At 45.8% G+C, this 15,279-nt stretch carries 14 protein-coding genes and 1 riboswitch; of the genes, 5 read left to right on the top strand and 9 right to left on the bottom strand.

Annotated features, from left to right (window positions below):
* Nucleotides 1–94 precede the first annotated feature (94 nt).
* Genes SEDOR53_RS18765 through SEDOR53_RS0106240 form a run of 3 tightly spaced genes read right to left on the bottom strand, consistent with a single transcriptional unit; the run spans nt 95 to nt 2,479 of the window.
* Nucleotides 95–589: a YMGG-like glycine zipper-containing protein gene (locus SEDOR53_RS18765; protein WP_026768954.1), complete on the bottom strand. Its 495-nt coding sequence runs from the start codon at nt 587–589 to the stop codon at nt 95–97.
* 22 nt (nt 590–611) lie between these two features.
* On the bottom strand, nt 612–1,412 hold the full coding sequence (locus tag SEDOR53_RS0106245; RefSeq protein WP_051416520.1) for a uroporphyrinogen-III synthase: 801 nt from the start codon (nt 1,410–1,412) through the stop codon (nt 612–614).
* A gap of 26 nt (nt 1,413–1,438) precedes the next feature.
* Nucleotides 1,439–2,479: a DUF4271 domain-containing protein gene (locus SEDOR53_RS0106240; protein ID WP_157576719.1), complete on the bottom strand. Its 1,041-nt coding sequence runs from the start codon at nt 2,477–2,479 to the stop codon at nt 1,439–1,441.
* Nucleotides 2,480–2,558: 79 nt separating this feature from the next.
* On the opposite strand from SEDOR53_RS0106240, the gene hemW reads away from it, so the two are divergent.
* Nucleotides 2,559–3,683 (top strand): radical SAM family heme chaperone HemW, encoded by a 1,125-nt coding sequence (hemW, locus tag SEDOR53_RS0106235; RefSeq protein WP_026768951.1) that lies wholly within the window; start codon nt 2,559–2,561, stop codon nt 3,681–3,683.
* Here the strand turns inward: hemW and SEDOR53_RS0106230 are convergent.
* From SEDOR53_RS0106230 to SEDOR53_RS0106205, 6 genes are all read right to left on the bottom strand, one after another.
* Nucleotides 3,675–4,679, bottom strand: coding sequence for an NAD(P)H-dependent glycerol-3-phosphate dehydrogenase (locus SEDOR53_RS0106230; RefSeq protein WP_037360684.1), 1,005 nt, complete (start codon nt 4,677–4,679; stop codon nt 3,675–3,677). The genes hemW and SEDOR53_RS0106230 overlap by 9 nt on opposite strands.
* A 42-nt stretch (nt 4,680–4,721) precedes the next feature.
* Nucleotides 4,722–6,080 carry an efflux RND transporter periplasmic adaptor subunit gene (locus tag SEDOR53_RS0106225; RefSeq protein WP_026768949.1) on the bottom strand — a complete coding sequence of 453 codons (1,359 nt, stop codon included), beginning with the start codon at nt 6,078–6,080 and terminating at the stop codon, nt 4,722–4,724.
* A 28-nt stretch (nt 6,081–6,108) separates the two neighbouring features.
* The gene (locus SEDOR53_RS17265) at nt 6,109–7,572 is read right to left on the bottom strand and encodes a TolC family protein (RefSeq protein WP_084220479.1); all 1,464 of its coding nucleotides are present in this window, start codon (nt 7,570–7,572) and stop codon (nt 6,109–6,111) included.
* An 84-nt stretch (nt 7,573–7,656) separates the two neighbouring features.
* Nucleotides 7,657–8,832, bottom strand: coding sequence for a PLP-dependent aspartate aminotransferase family protein (locus SEDOR53_RS0106215; protein ID WP_198018823.1), 1,176 nt, complete (start codon nt 8,830–8,832; stop codon nt 7,657–7,659).
* Nucleotides 8,804–10,153, bottom strand: coding sequence for an APC family permease (locus SEDOR53_RS0106210; RefSeq protein WP_026768947.1), 1,350 nt, complete (start codon nt 10,151–10,153; stop codon nt 8,804–8,806). The genes SEDOR53_RS0106215 and SEDOR53_RS0106210 overlap by 29 nt, the downstream gene beginning before the upstream one ends.
* A gap of 78 nt (nt 10,154–10,231) precedes the next feature.
* Entirely contained in the window at nt 10,232–10,777 is a 546-nt protein-coding gene (locus SEDOR53_RS0106205) for a hypothetical protein (protein ID WP_026768946.1), read from the bottom strand.
* 112 nt (nt 10,778–10,889) lie between these two features.
* Nucleotides 10,890–11,074, top strand: a riboswitch (cobalamin riboswitch).
* 112 nt (nt 11,075–11,186) lie between these two features.
* Between SEDOR53_RS0106205 and SEDOR53_RS0106200 the strand changes: the two genes are divergently transcribed.
* Genes SEDOR53_RS0106200 through SEDOR53_RS0106185 form a run of 4 tightly spaced genes read left to right on the top strand, consistent with a single transcriptional unit; the run spans nt 11,187 to nt 15,276 of the window.
* Nucleotides 11,187–13,142 carry a TonB-dependent siderophore receptor gene (locus SEDOR53_RS0106200; protein WP_026768945.1) on the top strand — a complete coding sequence of 652 codons (1,956 nt, stop codon included), beginning with the start codon at nt 11,187–11,189 and terminating at the stop codon, nt 13,140–13,142.
* A 23-nt stretch (nt 13,143–13,165) separates the two neighbouring features.
* On the top strand, nt 13,166–13,774 hold the full coding sequence (locus tag SEDOR53_RS0106195) for a DUF6580 family putative transport protein (protein WP_026768944.1): 609 nt from the start codon (nt 13,166–13,168) through the stop codon (nt 13,772–13,774).
* A 60-nt stretch (nt 13,775–13,834) separates the two neighbouring features.
* Nucleotides 13,835–14,773, top strand: a complete 939-nt coding sequence (locus SEDOR53_RS0106190; protein ID WP_026768943.1) for an ABC transporter substrate-binding protein — start codon at nt 13,835–13,837, stop codon at nt 14,771–14,773.
* Nucleotides 14,770–15,276, top strand: coding sequence for a bifunctional adenosylcobinamide kinase/adenosylcobinamide-phosphate guanylyltransferase (locus SEDOR53_RS0106185; RefSeq protein ID WP_026768942.1), 507 nt, complete (start codon nt 14,770–14,772; stop codon nt 15,274–15,276). Before SEDOR53_RS0106190 ends, SEDOR53_RS0106185 begins: the two co-directional genes overlap by 4 nt.
* Nucleotides 15,277–15,279: the final 3 nt, after the last annotated feature.

Raw genomic sequence — 15,279 nt, 5'->3', positions numbered from 1 at the left:
GCTCAATGTTACGCATTTAATATCAAGTAAAATGGCCCGATCGCTCATTTTACATTGAGCCATCGAGCCATTGAGCTATTCAGCTATCTAATTTTTATTGCTGTTTTGCGGCAGCTTCTTTTTTCTTTTTATTATGATCGATGATCGCACCGGTTCCTGCGCCGGCTCCTGCACCAAGCACAGCTCCTACTATGGCGCCTTCGCCATGTTTTTTATCAACGATGGCTCCGGTCACGGCACCTACACCTGCACCGATGATGGCGCCTTTGGCTGTGCTGCTCATACCTTTTTTCTTAGGTGAGGCAGCAGGTGCAGCAGCTCCGGTTCCTTCTGCATCAGCATAACGGGGACTTACATTTGAAGACCCGCTGTGGTGTTTAGAAGCAGCAGCGGCAACAGCTTTCAGGGAGTCGGCTGTTTTTTGCTCTTTTGCAGCAATGCTTTTGAGCGAGTCAACTGTCTTCAATGAATCCATCATTCGCAATTTCGCTTTGGCAACTTCGTCTTCCAGCTTTGCAGCATTGTTATTGCCACTACCACAAGCAGCGAGCAATGAACCGAATAATAAAATAGATAATACTCTTTTCATACAAAGGGGTTTTTAAGGATGATTACTTTTTAGCTTCAACACCTATACCCAAAAAATAGTCCAACGCTGCTACCATACTCGGACGCTGGGGCATCGGCGCTTTGATTCCCAGTGTGAGGCCCGCGTCTTCCACGGCTTTGGAGGTGTTATTACCAAACGCTCCAATGACCGTGCCATTTTGCTTAAACTCGGGAAAATTATCAAATAAACTTTTGACGCCACTGGGTGTAAAAAAACAAATGACATCGAATTCGCAGCCTTTCACTACTTCCTTGATGTCATTGCTGATGGTCCTGTACATAAAAGCCAGCTGATAAGCACATTTGTTTGCCTTCAACCAGTTCACGATCTCATTATCCTGCTGGTTCTCACTGCACACATACAGGAACTGTTCGTTCTCTTTGTGCTTATTCACTACATCGAACATGCTCTTATTGGTGCCGTCGGCCCCGTAAAAAACCTTTCTCTTCCGGTAAAGGATGAATTTCTGCAGGTACAGCGCCACCGCTTCTGTAATACAGAAATACTTGGTGTCCTGGCCAATCACCACCTTCATCTCTTCGCAGGTACGAAAAAAATGATCGATGGCGTTCCGGCTGGTAAACACTACTGCCGTAAACTGTGAGATGTCGATCTTTTGTTTGCGAAAGTCGCGTGCAGGTATCCCTTCCAACCTGATGAAGGGCTGAAAAACCAACTCAACCTGGTATTTTTTTTCCAGGTCGAAATAGGGCGATTTATCACTTTCAGGTCTGGGTTGTGAGACAAGAATCCGTTTCGCTGATTTAACCGGACCTGCATTTTTAGCGCCGCTTTTTGCCATGCTCCGTAGTCTAATATTTTGCAAAATTAAAACCTTCCGTCAATATAATTGATCAATACCTTATAGATTAATAACAACGGAAGCACCTCAACAGCACAAAGGTAGAGAAAAAAGTGTAATGCATTCACTTTCAGGTTATTCCGGATAGCGGTAAACGAAACTATGTATCTGTACAAAAAAAGCAATACGATCACACCCCCCGAAACCGTCAGGGCCACGTCCGACAGGGGTTTGGCGGCAAAAGCCACGAGCAGGGCAAAGGGGATCAGCACGATGCCGATGGTTTTATTCACCAAAAACACAATAAAAACATAACCCGCGGCCGACTCACGGCTGTTAAATACCCATCCCGAGAACAGCAGGAACAGGTATTTTCCAAGGTAAACAACCATCAATACCATAGCTCCATAAATGACCAATTGCCAGAAAGATACCAGTGCCCACTGCTCGTACCGGATCACCAGGGCCGCATATAAGCTCACACTTATCACAAACAGCAGGTTGGTGAGCAGTGAGGCCAGGTTGTCTTGCAGCAACTGTTCCTTGGTTTGTTTCAGCCGCACCGAAGTCTGGAAAAAAGAATTGAATAGGTTCTTAAAATAGCGGGGATACACCACTTTCAGGAAAGCAAAGAAAAATACGAGTCCTGCCATCACATAAAACAATTGGTCTTTCGATTCCCGCTTGCGGTAATCGATCAGCATATACGCTGCCGGCTTGTTTTCCGGCAGATAGGGATGATGCATGAAACGGGCATAGGTAGAAGTATCGATAACGGGCAATGCAAATTCAGCAGCCGCTTTTGCTTTGCGGATAGAATCCTGCCGGAGGCTATCTGCCGGCGCACTTGCCTGATTCACTGCTACAGTGGGTTTGGGCAAACGGGAAGACGAACTATCATTTACGACTGATCGCACCGGAAGCACCGTTTCTTTAGGGGTCAGGCTTTGTGTATCGTTACTCTTTTGTAAAGTACTCTCTGGCCGGGTTTTCGGCAAACCGGAATCGGTCTGTGCAAAACAACCAAGGGTCAACACCAGGAGAACTATCAATAACGTCTGCTTCAAAAAATGGATTTGCAACAAAAATATTGAAACGGGTGCATAAGTCTGAAACAGTATTTTTGCCCATCGCAATCAGGCAACCATGGCAGGTATTTATATTCATATTCCATTTTGCAGAAAAGCCTGTCATTATTGCAATTTTCATTTTTCCACTTCATTGCAATTATTACCGGAAATGGTCAACGCCATTGAAGCAGAAGCCAGGTTGCGCCGTTCATATCTCAGCGAAAAAGTAGATACTATTTATTTTGGCGGCGGCACCCCTTCCCTGTTACCGGAAACTGCCATTCATTCCATTATACAGTTGTTATCGCAATTATTCGATATAAATCCCCATGCCGAAATCACCCTCGAAGCCAATCCCGACGATGTAACTGCCGCCAGGCTGCGCGCATGGAAAGAAGCGGGCATCAACCGGCTTAGTATGGGAGTACAGTCTTTTTCAGACAGCAGCCTGCACTGGATGAACCGGGTGCACGAGTCGGCACAGTCAGTCGAAGCGATTGAACTGGCACAAGCCGCCGGTTTCCGCAACATCACGATTGATCTTATTTATGGTATTCCGGGCCTGAGTGATGAGCGCTGGGAACAGGACATCAACAAAGCCCTTGCTTTGCAGGTGCCGCATCTTTCCTGTTATGCGCTTACTGTAGAACCCCGCACAGCACTGGATAAAATGATCAGGACAAAAAAAACGGCAGACATCGATCCTGAAACGCAGGCCCGGCATTTCAATATCCTCACCCGCAAAATGGAAGAAGCCAGTTTTGAGCATTATGAAATATCCAATTTCGCCAGGCTTGGATTCCGCAGCAGACACAACAGCAGTTACTGGCAGGGAGTTTCGTACCTGGGACTGGGACCTTCAGCGCATTCATTTAATGGAAGCAGCCGGCAATGGAATGTGGCCAATAATAGTCTCTATATTGCGAGTATTAACCAAGGGGCCGTTCCCTATGAACAGGAAATATTGACACCGGTTCAACAATTGAATGAATACGTCATGACCAGTCTGCGCACCATGGAAGGCATTGATTTGAATAAAGTATATGCTGATTGGGGTGATGATAAAAAGAATGCATTGCTCCATGCTGCCGAAAAACACTTGGCATCCGGCAATATTGTGCAAACCGGTAACCGGTTACAACTCACAACAGCCGGTAAATTCCTGGCCGATGGCATTGCAGCCGATCTTTTCTCAGCGTAACAGGCTTTCTATTTTTTTAAACCCTTGCGCCGCCGGAACCTGTTCCCATAGTATTTCATAAATGATTGTAGCAATAGGGATGGCTGCATGAATAGAATGGTTCATGGTAAAGATGCATTTGCTTGCATTGTATCCTTCCGCTACCATATTGAGTTCGAGTTGTGCCGCTTTTACAGAATAGCCTTTACCAATCATGTTTCCAAACGTGCGGTTGCGGCTGTGCAATGAATAGCAGGTAACCAGCAGATCGCCCAGGTAAACAGAAGCGTTGTAATTATGCGATTGCTCGGCGAATGGTCCTTTATCGTTCGACTGGTGCAGGAAGACTTCCATTTCATTCGCGCTATTGGCAATGTACACACTTAAAAAATTATCGCCGTACTCCAAGCCGTGCGCAATACCTGCTCCCAATGCATAAATATTTTTCAATACGGCCGCATACTGAACACCCATCACATCGGTGTTCACCACCGTATTCAGGTAATCGGTTTTGAAATATGCAGCAATGGCTGCCGTAGCTTCTGGCTGCTGGCCCGAAAAAGTCAGGTAAGATAATTTTTCTGCGGCTATTTCTTCTGCATGACAGGGGCCCAGTAAAGTAAAATAGTTTTCTAATGGGAATGCAAAAGTCTCCGAGAGATAATCATTGAGCAGCCGGTTGCCCGAAGGCAGTATGCCTTTCACTGCTGAAACGATTTTTTTATTGCTCAGTTGTTGTGCACTAAGCGTTTCGAGACTGCTTTCAACATAAGCTGACGGAACCGCGATCACCAGTACATCTGAAGCGGTTACTACAGCCTGTATATCGCTGCTGAGTTGCAGCTGCGCATGATTGAAGTAAGTGCTACTGAGATAATGCGGGTTATGCCTTCGTTTCTCTATATAAGCGATGGTATCGTTGTTACGTACCCACCAGTTGACGGTATTCCCGTTGTCAGTAAGAATTTTAGCGATCGCCGTTGCCCAGCTTCCGCTACCGATGATACCAAATCGCATATTGATGCCAGCTGTTGATCGGCAAAAATACGTTTTTCGTACCTAGTTCTTCTTCTCTTCAAACAACTTGTCTTTAGGAACCACTTTTACCAGGGTTCCGTCTTTCAGTGTTTTACTTACTGTACTGTATGGGCCCGTGATCACTTCTTCGCCACCCTGGAGTCCGCTGGTGATCTGAATATAATTCAGGTCCTGTATGGAAGACTTCACCGGTATTTTTTTCACCGTATTGTCTTTCTGCAATACAAATACCACTTCCTGGATATTATCATCGGCGTTAACAGATTTAACGGCAGATGCATCATTGGCTGGCTTATCGTCTTTCTTTTCTCCCGGAGCCTTATCGCTGCTCTTATCCCTGGTGGTAACAGCATTCAGCGGCACTGCCAGCACCCCCACATTGGTTTTGGTTTGTATATCGGCGCTGGCGCTCATACCCGGACGGAAAGGGAATGCCTTACCTGCTTTTACTATATCTGCATAGCTATCGGGCAACAAACGGATATGTACTTTGTAATTGGTAACATCTGTACTCGTAGTGGTAGTGGTTGCCACATTCGGGTTGGCGATCTTATAAACAATGCCCCTGAATTTGCGGTTGGTATAAGCATCTACTTCTACAAGCGCGGTATCGCCCAGCTTTACTTTGGGGATATCGTTTTCTCCTACATCTACCCGCACTTCAATGCTGCGCATATCGGCAACACGCATCATTTCTGTACCGGCCATCTGCGCTGTACCTACTACGCGTTCTCCTTTTTTCACCGCGAGCAGACTGATCACTCCATCCATTGGTGCTGTGAGTGTGGTACGTGAGAGGTCTTTATTTGCCCTGGCCAACTGCGCTTCGGCACTGCGTATCGATGCCTGTCCGCCTCTCAATCCTTCCTTCGCTGCGTTGTAGTTGGCTTCCGCAGAGCGGTACGCCTGATCGGCCTGATCGAACTCTGAACGGGAAATCACTTTATCGGCATACAATTTTTTCTGCCTGTCGTAAGTGGCTTTTGCATTATCCAGTGTGGCTTTCAATCCCTCAATACCTGCCGATGAGTTCGACAATTGCGCCCTGGCCTGTTCTACTCCTGCCGCTACCTGGTCGCGCTGGGTAGAATAGATATCGGCATATATCCTGGCAAGTACCTGTCCTTTCTTCACGCTATCGCCTTCGTTCACATTGAGTTCTACGATCTCACCACTGATATCCGGACTCACTTTCACTTCCACTTCGGGATACACTTTGCCACTGGCATTCACCGTTTCAATAATGGTGCGTGTACTTACTTTTTCAGACGATACTTTGATCCCTTCATCTTTGCCAATGATACCGGCTTTCTTCATGCCCACGAAGGCAGCAATGACGGCTACCAATATGATGATGGTCCAGATCAGTTTCTTGTTCATATGCTCAGGTGTTTCGGTTGTTTTGATATTATAATTTCAAGCCTACGCCTTTATAAAATTCCAGCAATTTCATTTTGAACACATAATCGTACTGGTTGCTCAGTTGCTGCAATTTGGCTTTCAGCAGGTTGTTCTGGTTGGTCAGCAGATCAATCGAGCTCAGCAAACCCACTTCATAACGTTTCAGCGCAAAATCATAGGCTTTTTGCGCGCTGGTAACTGTTTTCTGCCCCGCATTGAATTTTTGCAAAGCAGCCGTAGCGTTGGTGTACGCTGTATAAATATCCTGTTTCAGTTTCAGGTCGCTCTGGCTTCTTTGCAGTTCTGCATTCTGGAGGTTCAGTTTGGATTGCTGGTAAGCAATGCGGTTTTGTCCATTGCTGAAGATGGGTATCGAAATACTCATGCCAACGTTTTGTCCAAAGTTGTTGTCGAGCTGTTTGCCCCATCCCTGCCATATATCTCCAAAGCTGCGGGTGCCTTGTGAAAATTTATATATCGGGTTTTGCAGGTAATAGTTTACATTATTTACTGTTACAATAGGCTCTGCTCCTGTAATGGGTGTATATCCCAGGAAAGTAGCGCCGTTGATATATTTGAAAGAGTTTGAAAAGTTGGTAGACAGGTTGAAGCCCAGGTTGATGGTGGGATAAAAACCGCCTCTGGCTGCTGAGATGTTTTTCTGTGCGGCTTTTATTCTCAGCGCATTTCCTTTCTGCAAGGGCTGGTTCGCAAGTGCCAATTGGAATACTGCCTGTGGCTGCATATCGGCAAAGGATTCTAATGGGATTTTATCTACCGGCGGGGTTTCAACACCAAAGATCACATCGGGGTCAAGGCCTAGTAATCCACGCAGGCTGATGAGGTTTTGTTCATAGGAAGTTTTGGCTGCTATATAATTGCTGCTGTCTGTTGACAACTGTGCTTCAATTTCTGCGAGGTTCAACTCCGGCAACATCCCTGCATCTACTTTCTTCCTGGTCATTTCGAATTGAGCATTGGTCTGGCTGATCTGCACCTCGCTGATATTGATCTGCTCTTTGGCTGCCAGCACCTGCAAATAATAAGTGCATACATTCAATGCTACGTCATTGGCGGCTTTGGCAACATCGGTCAATGCAGCCTGGGCGCTGAATGCCGAAGCCTGCATGGTGTTCCGCAGCCTTCCGTTGTTGTATAATTGTATACCTCCGTTCACACCAAAGTTCTGGTACAGGAACTGTGTAGTGGCAAAACCATTGGTGGTGGGGTCGATCGAACGTCCAAAACGAACACCTGTAGAAGTATTACCTGATACGCCGGGATAAAGGTTTAATTTTGATTGTTTCAGTTGTAATGCACTGATCCTTGCCTGGATATCGGCCTGCTTAACAGAAATATTATTGGCCATTGCATAATCCACACACTGACGCAGGTTCCAGTGATCAGAACCATTCTGCGCATTTGCCTGCAAGAATGTTACACCACAAAGAAGGATGATCAGTTTTTTCATATCTAACAAAAATAACAGTTTCCCATCCACACCCATAATTTTTAGACAAGCGGAAAAGAGGCCTGCAAACCGCAGTAAAAAATGTTATGAAAGGTGCGAAATGGCTTTAAAAGCCGCTTCCAGATCGGCCAAAAGGTAATCGTCTTCTTCCAATCCTACATACAACCGCAGGCTCCTGTGCTCAGGGTCTGCTGCATTAAAATCGGCCGGCTGCATGCCTGCGCATTTGGGTATGATCAGCGATTCATAACCACCCCAGCTCACAGCCATAAGAATGTGTTGCAGCGATTCACAAAAAACCTCGATGGTTTCCCGTTTATCGGTTTTGATGAAAAAAGTAAAGAGGCCACAGGCGCCCTTCATTTGTTTTTTTGCCAGCTCGTACTGCGGAAAATCAGGGTCGAGCGGGAACAATACTTTTTCTACCCGCGGATGTTTTTTTAGGAAATCCACTACCTGCTGTGTAGTCCGGCTGATGCGCTCCAACCTCGCCGGCAAAGTACGTAGTCCCCGGATCAACAGCCAGGCGTTGAAAGGTTGTATACCCGACCCCACCGTCATGTATTCACTGTTGAATATTTTTTCCATCTTTTCTTTGCTGCCGCTGAGCACACCGGCTACCACATCGCTATGCCCTCCGATGTATTTAGTGGCGGACTGCAACACCAGGTCAATACCCAACGCAATCGGCTTTTGGTACAATGGCGAACAATAACTGTTATCACAGATGGTAACAATGTTGTGCTTTTTTGCGAGCGCTGCAACGGCCGCCAGGTCCTGCAATTCGAACAACCAACTGTTGGGCGATTCGAGGTAAATGAGGGTGGTATTGGATTGTATGGCTGCTTCGAAATGTGCTGTATCGGTACCATCTACATAAGTAACTGTTACCTGGAAGCGGGGCAGGATCACATCGAACATCCGTTGAGCCCATGAATAGGGTTTCTTTACACTAACAATATGATCACCGCTTTTTACCTGTGACAATACTGCGGCGAAGATCGCTGCGGCCCCGCTGTTGAATACCAAACAATCTTCAGCGCCATCAAGCGCTGCCAGTTTCTTGCGCAATATTTCTACTGTAGGATTCAGTCCGCGGCTGTACAACCAGGTACTGTATTCATCTTCAAATGCACGGCGCATATCGGCCACTTTGCGGAATGCAAAATTGCTGGTCTGCACGATCGGTGGCGCTATCGCGCGGAAGTATTCGTCGCGGTCTTCGCCCAGTTCATTCAGTATATACGACAGATCTATCATTGTCTTTCCGTTTAAATCTGTGTGTAATGAAATAGATCAGCATAAAAGCTGCGAGTACCAGTGCACCTACCAATGCGATGTCTGGCGTTTGCAAAGCGATACTGATGCCCACAAATAAGTAAGCCGACATGAAAATGAGTGGCATCAACGGGTATAATTTCATCTTGTAAATGCCTGTACCATCCAGTTCACGCGTGCGTTTGCGCAACACAAATATGGTAGCGCTCGACGCCACCATGCCAAAGCAATCGAGAAAAATGGAGAAGTTCAGTATTTTCTCAAAGGTTTGCGCAAAGAACAGGATCACAATACAGGTGGCCGAAAATGCTGTCAGCGATGCGGTAAACACACCGTTCTTGTCATTTGTTCTGGCAAAGAGTTTGGGCAATGTGCCTTCCGTGCTCATTGCATACATCACCCTGGGATTACTAAGCAACAACGCATTTACATAAGCCAGTACCCCAAAGAAAAGCAGGAAAGAAAATATATCAGCGCCTTTGTTGCCGAACGTTTTTTCCATCACCACATAAGCAATTTCTCTTTCGCCTTTCATGTTGTTGAAGCCGATGATATGATAATAACTCAGGTTCACCAACAGGTATAATGCAATGATGATGGCAATGCCAATGAAAATACCCCTTGGAATATTCCTGGCCGGCCGGCTTACTTCACTGCCAAAATTGATGGTCTGCTGATAACCTCCATAAGTAAATGAAACAGCAATCAGGCTCACACCCAGGCTTTGTATCCAACTCATAGAAGAAGCAGGAGCAACATTCGTGGTTACCGCCTGCGGCTGGTGTGGAAAAAACAAAGCAAGGATCAGCACTACGATCATGCTTATTTTAATGAGCATGAGTACATTTTGCGTACGGGAACTCATCTTTAGTCCTGCCAGGTTGATCAGGTAAAAAATGATGATAGCCCCGCAGCTAATCAGGGCTTTGTCTACATCGGTCCAGGCTACCTGCGGGAACAGCTTGGCAATGTAGCCGCTGCCTATTAATGCTACACCACTCAGGCTGGCAGCATTACTGATAAGGATGATGCAGTTGATGGCAAAAGCGATGCTGGGGTGATAAGCATAAGAAAACACTTTATAATATCCGCCGGTAATAGGATAGCGACTCCCGATTTCAGCATAAGTAAGTGCTCCGCAGAGTGCAAAAAATCCACCCAATATCCAGGCTGTAAAATAAACCGACGGCTCAATGGCATCTTTGGCGCTGGTAGCAGCCGTTCTGAAAATTCCCATCCCGATAACGAGTCCTACCACAATCATGGTAAAGCTGAAAAGATTCAATTGCTGTTTTCCCTGCATGGCGCCAGTTTTAGTTCAGTTAGCTTTAAATGTAAGCAATAAATCGTTCTTGGTCTGAAAATCGATGCACTCAGCGATTTACTGTTGCACAAATATTCCCGTTATCAGATTCGTCTTAACATCATATTCAAAAAGAAAATTCATATCAACCGGTCCAGTTTTGCCTATGAGAGACACGAATACCTGGCCTGCAAATTGTTTATTTGCCCATGAGCGAGGAAACATCTTGGCAACAGAGCCAATGTTATTTCCCACTTTTATCGAACCACCATTCATTAATTGAAAACAGTAACCAGGCGAAGTAATACTCATGGCTTGCAATTCATCTTTCATATACCAGGCTTCCATGCCTTTATATGTATAGTGCGTCATGCTGTCCTCATCCATTTCTGAATATTCTACGGACACCTTTACCGGTGTTCCAAACTTTCGTAAAAAATCTTTGACTCCCAACAATATAGTATTGACATGTGAAGCCGTTTTTCCTGTTACAGTCAAATCAAACTGATGGATATATAAATCATTGATTGAATCACTTGCATTAGCCTGGCCTTTGGCAATAAAAGCAGAAACCGCAGTTATTGCAGTAATCATCACAGTTGCTAAAATAATTTCCCTTCTCATAGACATTATTAAAACCGATGTTGGCTAATACAATACCAAGTATAGCATTAATCAAATTTAAATATATTTAATTGGTTAGTCTTTTGCTATAGGAAATTGAATATATCCTGATTACATTTGCACCGTAGTTGGTCCCCGAAGGGTCGGGGTTAAAAGGGAAGTCCGGTGCAAATCCGGCGCTATCCCCGTAGCTGTAAGCGCTATTCAACTGCTGATACTTCTGCCACTGTTCGTAAGAATGGGAAGGCCATCAGCGGAGCGCAAGCCAGAAGACCTGCCAGCAATGGGTTTCATTCAAGGCTTTCGGGTGAAAGGCATGGAATGTAAATGCTGTCTGCAGCAGCAATTTATATTTCTTCTTTTTTCAATTTTCCTGAAAGCTCATTGTTCAAATTAAAACAAACAAACAATGAGCAAAACATTAACGCTCTCATGCATGCTTACTGCTTCCCTGCTGGCAGGACAAACAGCATTTTCACAGCAGGATTCTATCCGAACGGGACAACTCGATGAAGTGGTGGTTACCGCCAACAGGGTTAGTCTCAAACAATCTCAGACCGGCAAGATCGTAACGGTCATAGACCAAAAAATGATTGCCAATAACCAGGGCAGAACACTTGCCGAATTACTCAATACCCAGGCAAGCTTTTTCATCAACGGATCGAACAATACGCTGGGAACTAACCAGGACCTGTATTTCAGGGGTGCCGGTGTAGGCAGTATGTTGATCGTAATAGATGGCACGCCGGTATACGATCCTTCGCTGAGCAGCAACTCTTTTGATCTGAATAATATTGCGCTGGACCAGGTGGAAAGGATCGAGATCCTCAAAGGCGGGCAAAGCACCCTCTGGGGCAGCGATGCCGTAGCCGGTGTGATACAGATCTTCATGAAAAAAGGGACCGGTAAAAAAGCCAATGTCAATGCTTCCGCTGCCTATGGCACTTACAACACATTCCGCGCAGGAACAGGTTTGAGCGGACGGCTGGATAAGCTCGGTTACAATGTACAGTACAGCTACGTTAAAAGCGATGGGATGGCTGCTGCCTATGACAGCACAGGCACACAGGGTTTCAAGAAAGATGGATTTGAGCAGACCAATCTGCTTGCCGAACTCAATTACCAGTTCAGCAACCGCTTATCGGCAAGGGCTTTTGGCAATTTCGGCGTTTATAGAACCGATTTGCCCGGCGGCGCCTTCACCGATGAAAAGGATTATACCGCTAAAAATAACCACCAGTTGAGTGGATTCTCGTTGCAATACCACGATAACAACGGATTCAGCTGGAACCTGATGGGCAGTTACCAGCAGGCCAAAAGGTTGTTCGTGAACGACAGTACTTACACTGCCGCTTATACCAAGTATTATTCCGGTAATTATATTGGCAACTCTTACGTGCTGGAGACCAACGGCAACAAAAAATTCAATACACATCTGCAATGGGTGGGCGGCATCCAGTATACACGTCAGAATACAACCCAATCATCCCTGTACATCAGCACGGGTGTTCCCGCTTACCAGTCTTCCTCGGCATTGGGTAAAGACAGCACGTATACCAGCCAGTTTTCGGCATATAGTTCATTATTGCTCACAGATCTTAGTGGCTTCAATTTTGAAGCGGGTGGTCGCATCAACCATCATTCCATCTATGGCAACAACGCTACTTATACTATTAACCCGTCTTATAATATTGATGAGAACACCAAATTGTTTGTAAACATTTCTTCTGCTTACAAAGTGCCTTCTCTCTACCAGTTATACAGTGAATATGGCAACAAAGGACTGAAACCGGAAAGCAGCACTACTTATGAAATAGGTGTGCAAACACAAAGCAATAACAAAAGACAGCGCTTGCGCTTTGCGGCATTCAAAAGAGATATACATAACCTCATCATCTTTTATACCAACCCGGTAACCTATGCCGGTCAGTATATCAATCGCAATGAGCAGCACGATTATGGCTTTGAAGTAGAAAGCAATACTTTATTGGCTTCTTTTGGTAGCTGGAGCAATAACCTCAGCTTTATCGACGGGCAGGGTGTTGAAAACGGTACAAAAACAGACAACCTGTACCGCCGTCCCAAGTTCGTGTTCAATAGCAGCCTCAGCCTGCAGCCTTTTGCCGCACTCACAGTTATTCCTTCATTCAAATATGTAGGCGCCCGGTTAAAAGGGCCTTATGATGCGGGTCCGGCTGAACAACCACATTATTATACCATCGATTGCTATGCGGGATATGCTTTGTCCGGAAAAATTAAAGTATTTTTGGACTTCCATAACATCACCGATCAGCAGTATTTCGATGTTGTTGGTTACAACAGCAAACGATTCAATATGATGGCCGGTTTCAGTGTTAAACTATAATAACTAACATCAAATCAACCGATATGTCGCTCAACAAAATCAATCCGCGCGTTTCTTTGCTTTTAGTGTTCATTGCCCTGACGGCTGGCTTACGCGTTTTTTCTGCTACCTCAGCAGGAACACAAGCTGCTCTCAACAACTTCACGCCTATTGGAGCCATGGCTCTTTTTGGGGGCGCTTACTTTCATACCAAATGGAAGGGGTATTTCTTTCCGCTGCTGGCGTTGTTTTTGAGTGATGTGATCATGATGAAGTTTGTATATGGAGGAACCGGATTGAGTAATGGTTTGTTGTACAACGGGTGGTACTGGACTTATGGTGCTTTTGCGTTGATGGTGCTGATCGGATCGCTGATCAAAAATGTAAGTTTTAAAACGGTGATTGCCGGAGCCGTAGGCGCTGCATTGATGCACTGGATCGTTACCGATTGTGGTGTATGGCTCAGCGGTGGTACCGATATCACTACAGGCCTTCCCTATACACGCGACTGGAACGGATTGGTGAAATGTCATATACTGGCCATTCCTTTCATGAAAAATATGCTCATCGGGAACCTGATCTATGGCGCTGTACTCTTTGGAGGTTTTGAATACCTGCAAAAAAGATATCCGGCATTATTATCCATGCAATAAGTTGTTGCAAAAGCCTTCCGTTCGGAAGGCTTTTGTTTTTTATCCTGATCAAAAAGAGTTATGGTTGCATTATCCTTTCTTCCGGCAGCTACCCGCATGATCTATGATATGGGATTGCAGGAGTTGCTGCATGGCGTTACGTTTGAGTGCTTTCCTCCTGCCCTTGCAGAGAAGCCCAAGGTAGTGCGCTGCTTACTCGAAGGCCATCATTATTCAAGCCTGGAGATCGACCGTATCTTTTCTGCATCCAAAGCACAGGGCAAAAGCCTCTACTATGTAGATGAGCCGCTCTTGCAGGAGCTGAAGCCTAATCTGATCTTCACGCAGGATGTGTGCGATGTATGCCAAATAGATACCACCTGCACTCATGCAGCTGTTGCAAAGCTGGATCACCAGCCGTTACTTGTTCCCCTTACGCCGCAAAACCTCGATGATGTATATCACACCGCCGTTGTCATTGCAACAGCTTTGGGGAAAGAAGAAGCGGCTTACGAATACCTCGCATCACTTAAAAAAAGGACCGATGGCATACTCGATACTTTGCGGGCCCATCGCATGCCTTTGAAACGCGTTATGCTTTTTGAATGGATCGACCCCATTTACAATTGCGGACACTGGATACCTTACCAGGTAGCGCAGGCAGGCGGCATCGATATGCTGAGCAACCCTTCGGGCGATTCCATCGTTACACAATGGGAAAGGATCGTGAAATACGATCCGGAGGTGCTGGTGATTGCACCCTGTGGCTTTGAAGTAACACGTGCCAAAGAAGAGTTGCACCTGCTTACCCAAAAACCGGAATGGGCTTCTTTGCAGGCAGTTCAGCACCGGCAGGTTTTCCTGGTCGATTTTGACCTTTTTACGCAGCCCAGTGCCAGCACGCTCACAGATGGTATTGAATTACTGGCTGCATTGTTCCATCCTGCATTGTTCAAAATACCCGCTCATTTAACACACAAATACCTTTCCTTATACGGAGAGAAAATAATGGCATCATGATCATTTTTGTAACCGGCGGCGCCCGAAGCGGTAAAAGTCGCTATGCACAGGAACTGGCGCTTTCTATGAGTAATAACCCGGTATACGTGGCAACAGCAAAAGATTGGGGAGGTGATTTCAGCGACCGCATCAAAAGACACCAGGGCGACAGGGGCCCGGAGTGGACCAGCTATGAAGCGCAAAAAGAAGTGAGTGCTTTGCCCATCGGTGAATGTGTATCGGTGATCGATTGCGTAACACTTTGGCTGACCAATTTCTTCATCGATTTTAAAAATGACATCGACCAATCACTCATTGCTTTCAAAAAAGAAATTGATGCGCTGGACAAAATGAATGGCACTTTCATTATCGTGAGCAATGAAATTGGCATGGGTGTTCATGCCGAAACTGAAATAGGCCGGAAATTCACAGACCTGCAGGGTTGGGCCAATCAATATGCTGCGGCCAAAGCTGCCCGGGTAGTATTACTGGTAAGCGGCATTCCTCTTACTATTAAGGTATAGATC

Origin of the sequence: Asinibacterium sp. OR53 (assembly GCF_000515315.1) — a bacterium.
GTDB lineage: Bacteria > Bacteroidota > Bacteroidia > Chitinophagales > Chitinophagaceae > Sediminibacterium.
Note: the sequence above shows the minus strand (reverse complement) of the source record. Positions and strands in the feature narration are given on the sequence as shown.

Bases quoted from the DNA above. Each gene is read 5' to 3' on its own strand.
- SEDOR53_RS0106215 (WP_198018823.1), bottom strand. From the start codon at position 8,832: ATGATAGATCTGTCGTATATACTGAATGAACTGGGCGAAGACCGCGAC.
- SEDOR53_RS0106245 (WP_051416520.1), bottom strand. From the start codon at position 1,412: ATGGCAAAAAGCGGCGCTAAAAATGCAGGTCCGGTTAAATCAGCGAAA.
- SEDOR53_RS0106190 (WP_026768943.1), top strand. From the start codon at position 13,835: ATGGTTGCATTATCCTTTCTTCCGGCAGCTACCCGCATGATCTATGAT.
- SEDOR53_RS0106205 (WP_026768946.1), bottom strand. From the start codon at position 10,777: ATGAGAAGGGAAATTATTTTAGCAACTGTGATGATTACTGCAATAACT.
- SEDOR53_RS0106185 (WP_026768942.1), top strand. From the start codon at position 14,770: ATGATCATTTTTGTAACCGGCGGCGCCCGAAGCGGTAAAAGTCGCTAT.
- SEDOR53_RS0106210 (WP_026768947.1), bottom strand. From the start codon at position 10,153: ATGCAGGGAAAACAGCAATTGAATCTTTTCAGCTTTACCATGATTGTG.
- SEDOR53_RS0106200 (WP_026768945.1), top strand. From the start codon at position 11,187: ATGAGCAAAACATTAACGCTCTCATGCATGCTTACTGCTTCCCTGCTG.
- SEDOR53_RS18765 (WP_026768954.1), bottom strand. From the start codon at position 589: ATGAAAAGAGTATTATCTATTTTATTATTCGGTTCATTGCTCGCTGCT.
- SEDOR53_RS0106195 (WP_026768944.1), top strand. From the start codon at position 13,166: ATGTCGCTCAACAAAATCAATCCGCGCGTTTCTTTGCTTTTAGTGTTC.
- SEDOR53_RS0106230 (WP_037360684.1), bottom strand. From the start codon at position 4,679: ATGCGATTTGGTATCATCGGTAGCGGAAGCTGGGCAACGGCGATCGCT.
- SEDOR53_RS0106225 (WP_026768949.1), bottom strand. From the start codon at position 6,080: ATGAACAAGAAACTGATCTGGACCATCATCATATTGGTAGCCGTCATT.
- SEDOR53_RS17265 (WP_084220479.1), bottom strand. From the start codon at position 7,572: ATGAAAAAACTGATCATCCTTCTTTGTGGTGTAACATTCTTGCAGGCA.
- hemW (WP_026768951.1), top strand. From the start codon at position 2,559: ATGGCAGGTATTTATATTCATATTCCATTTTGCAGAAAAGCCTGTCAT.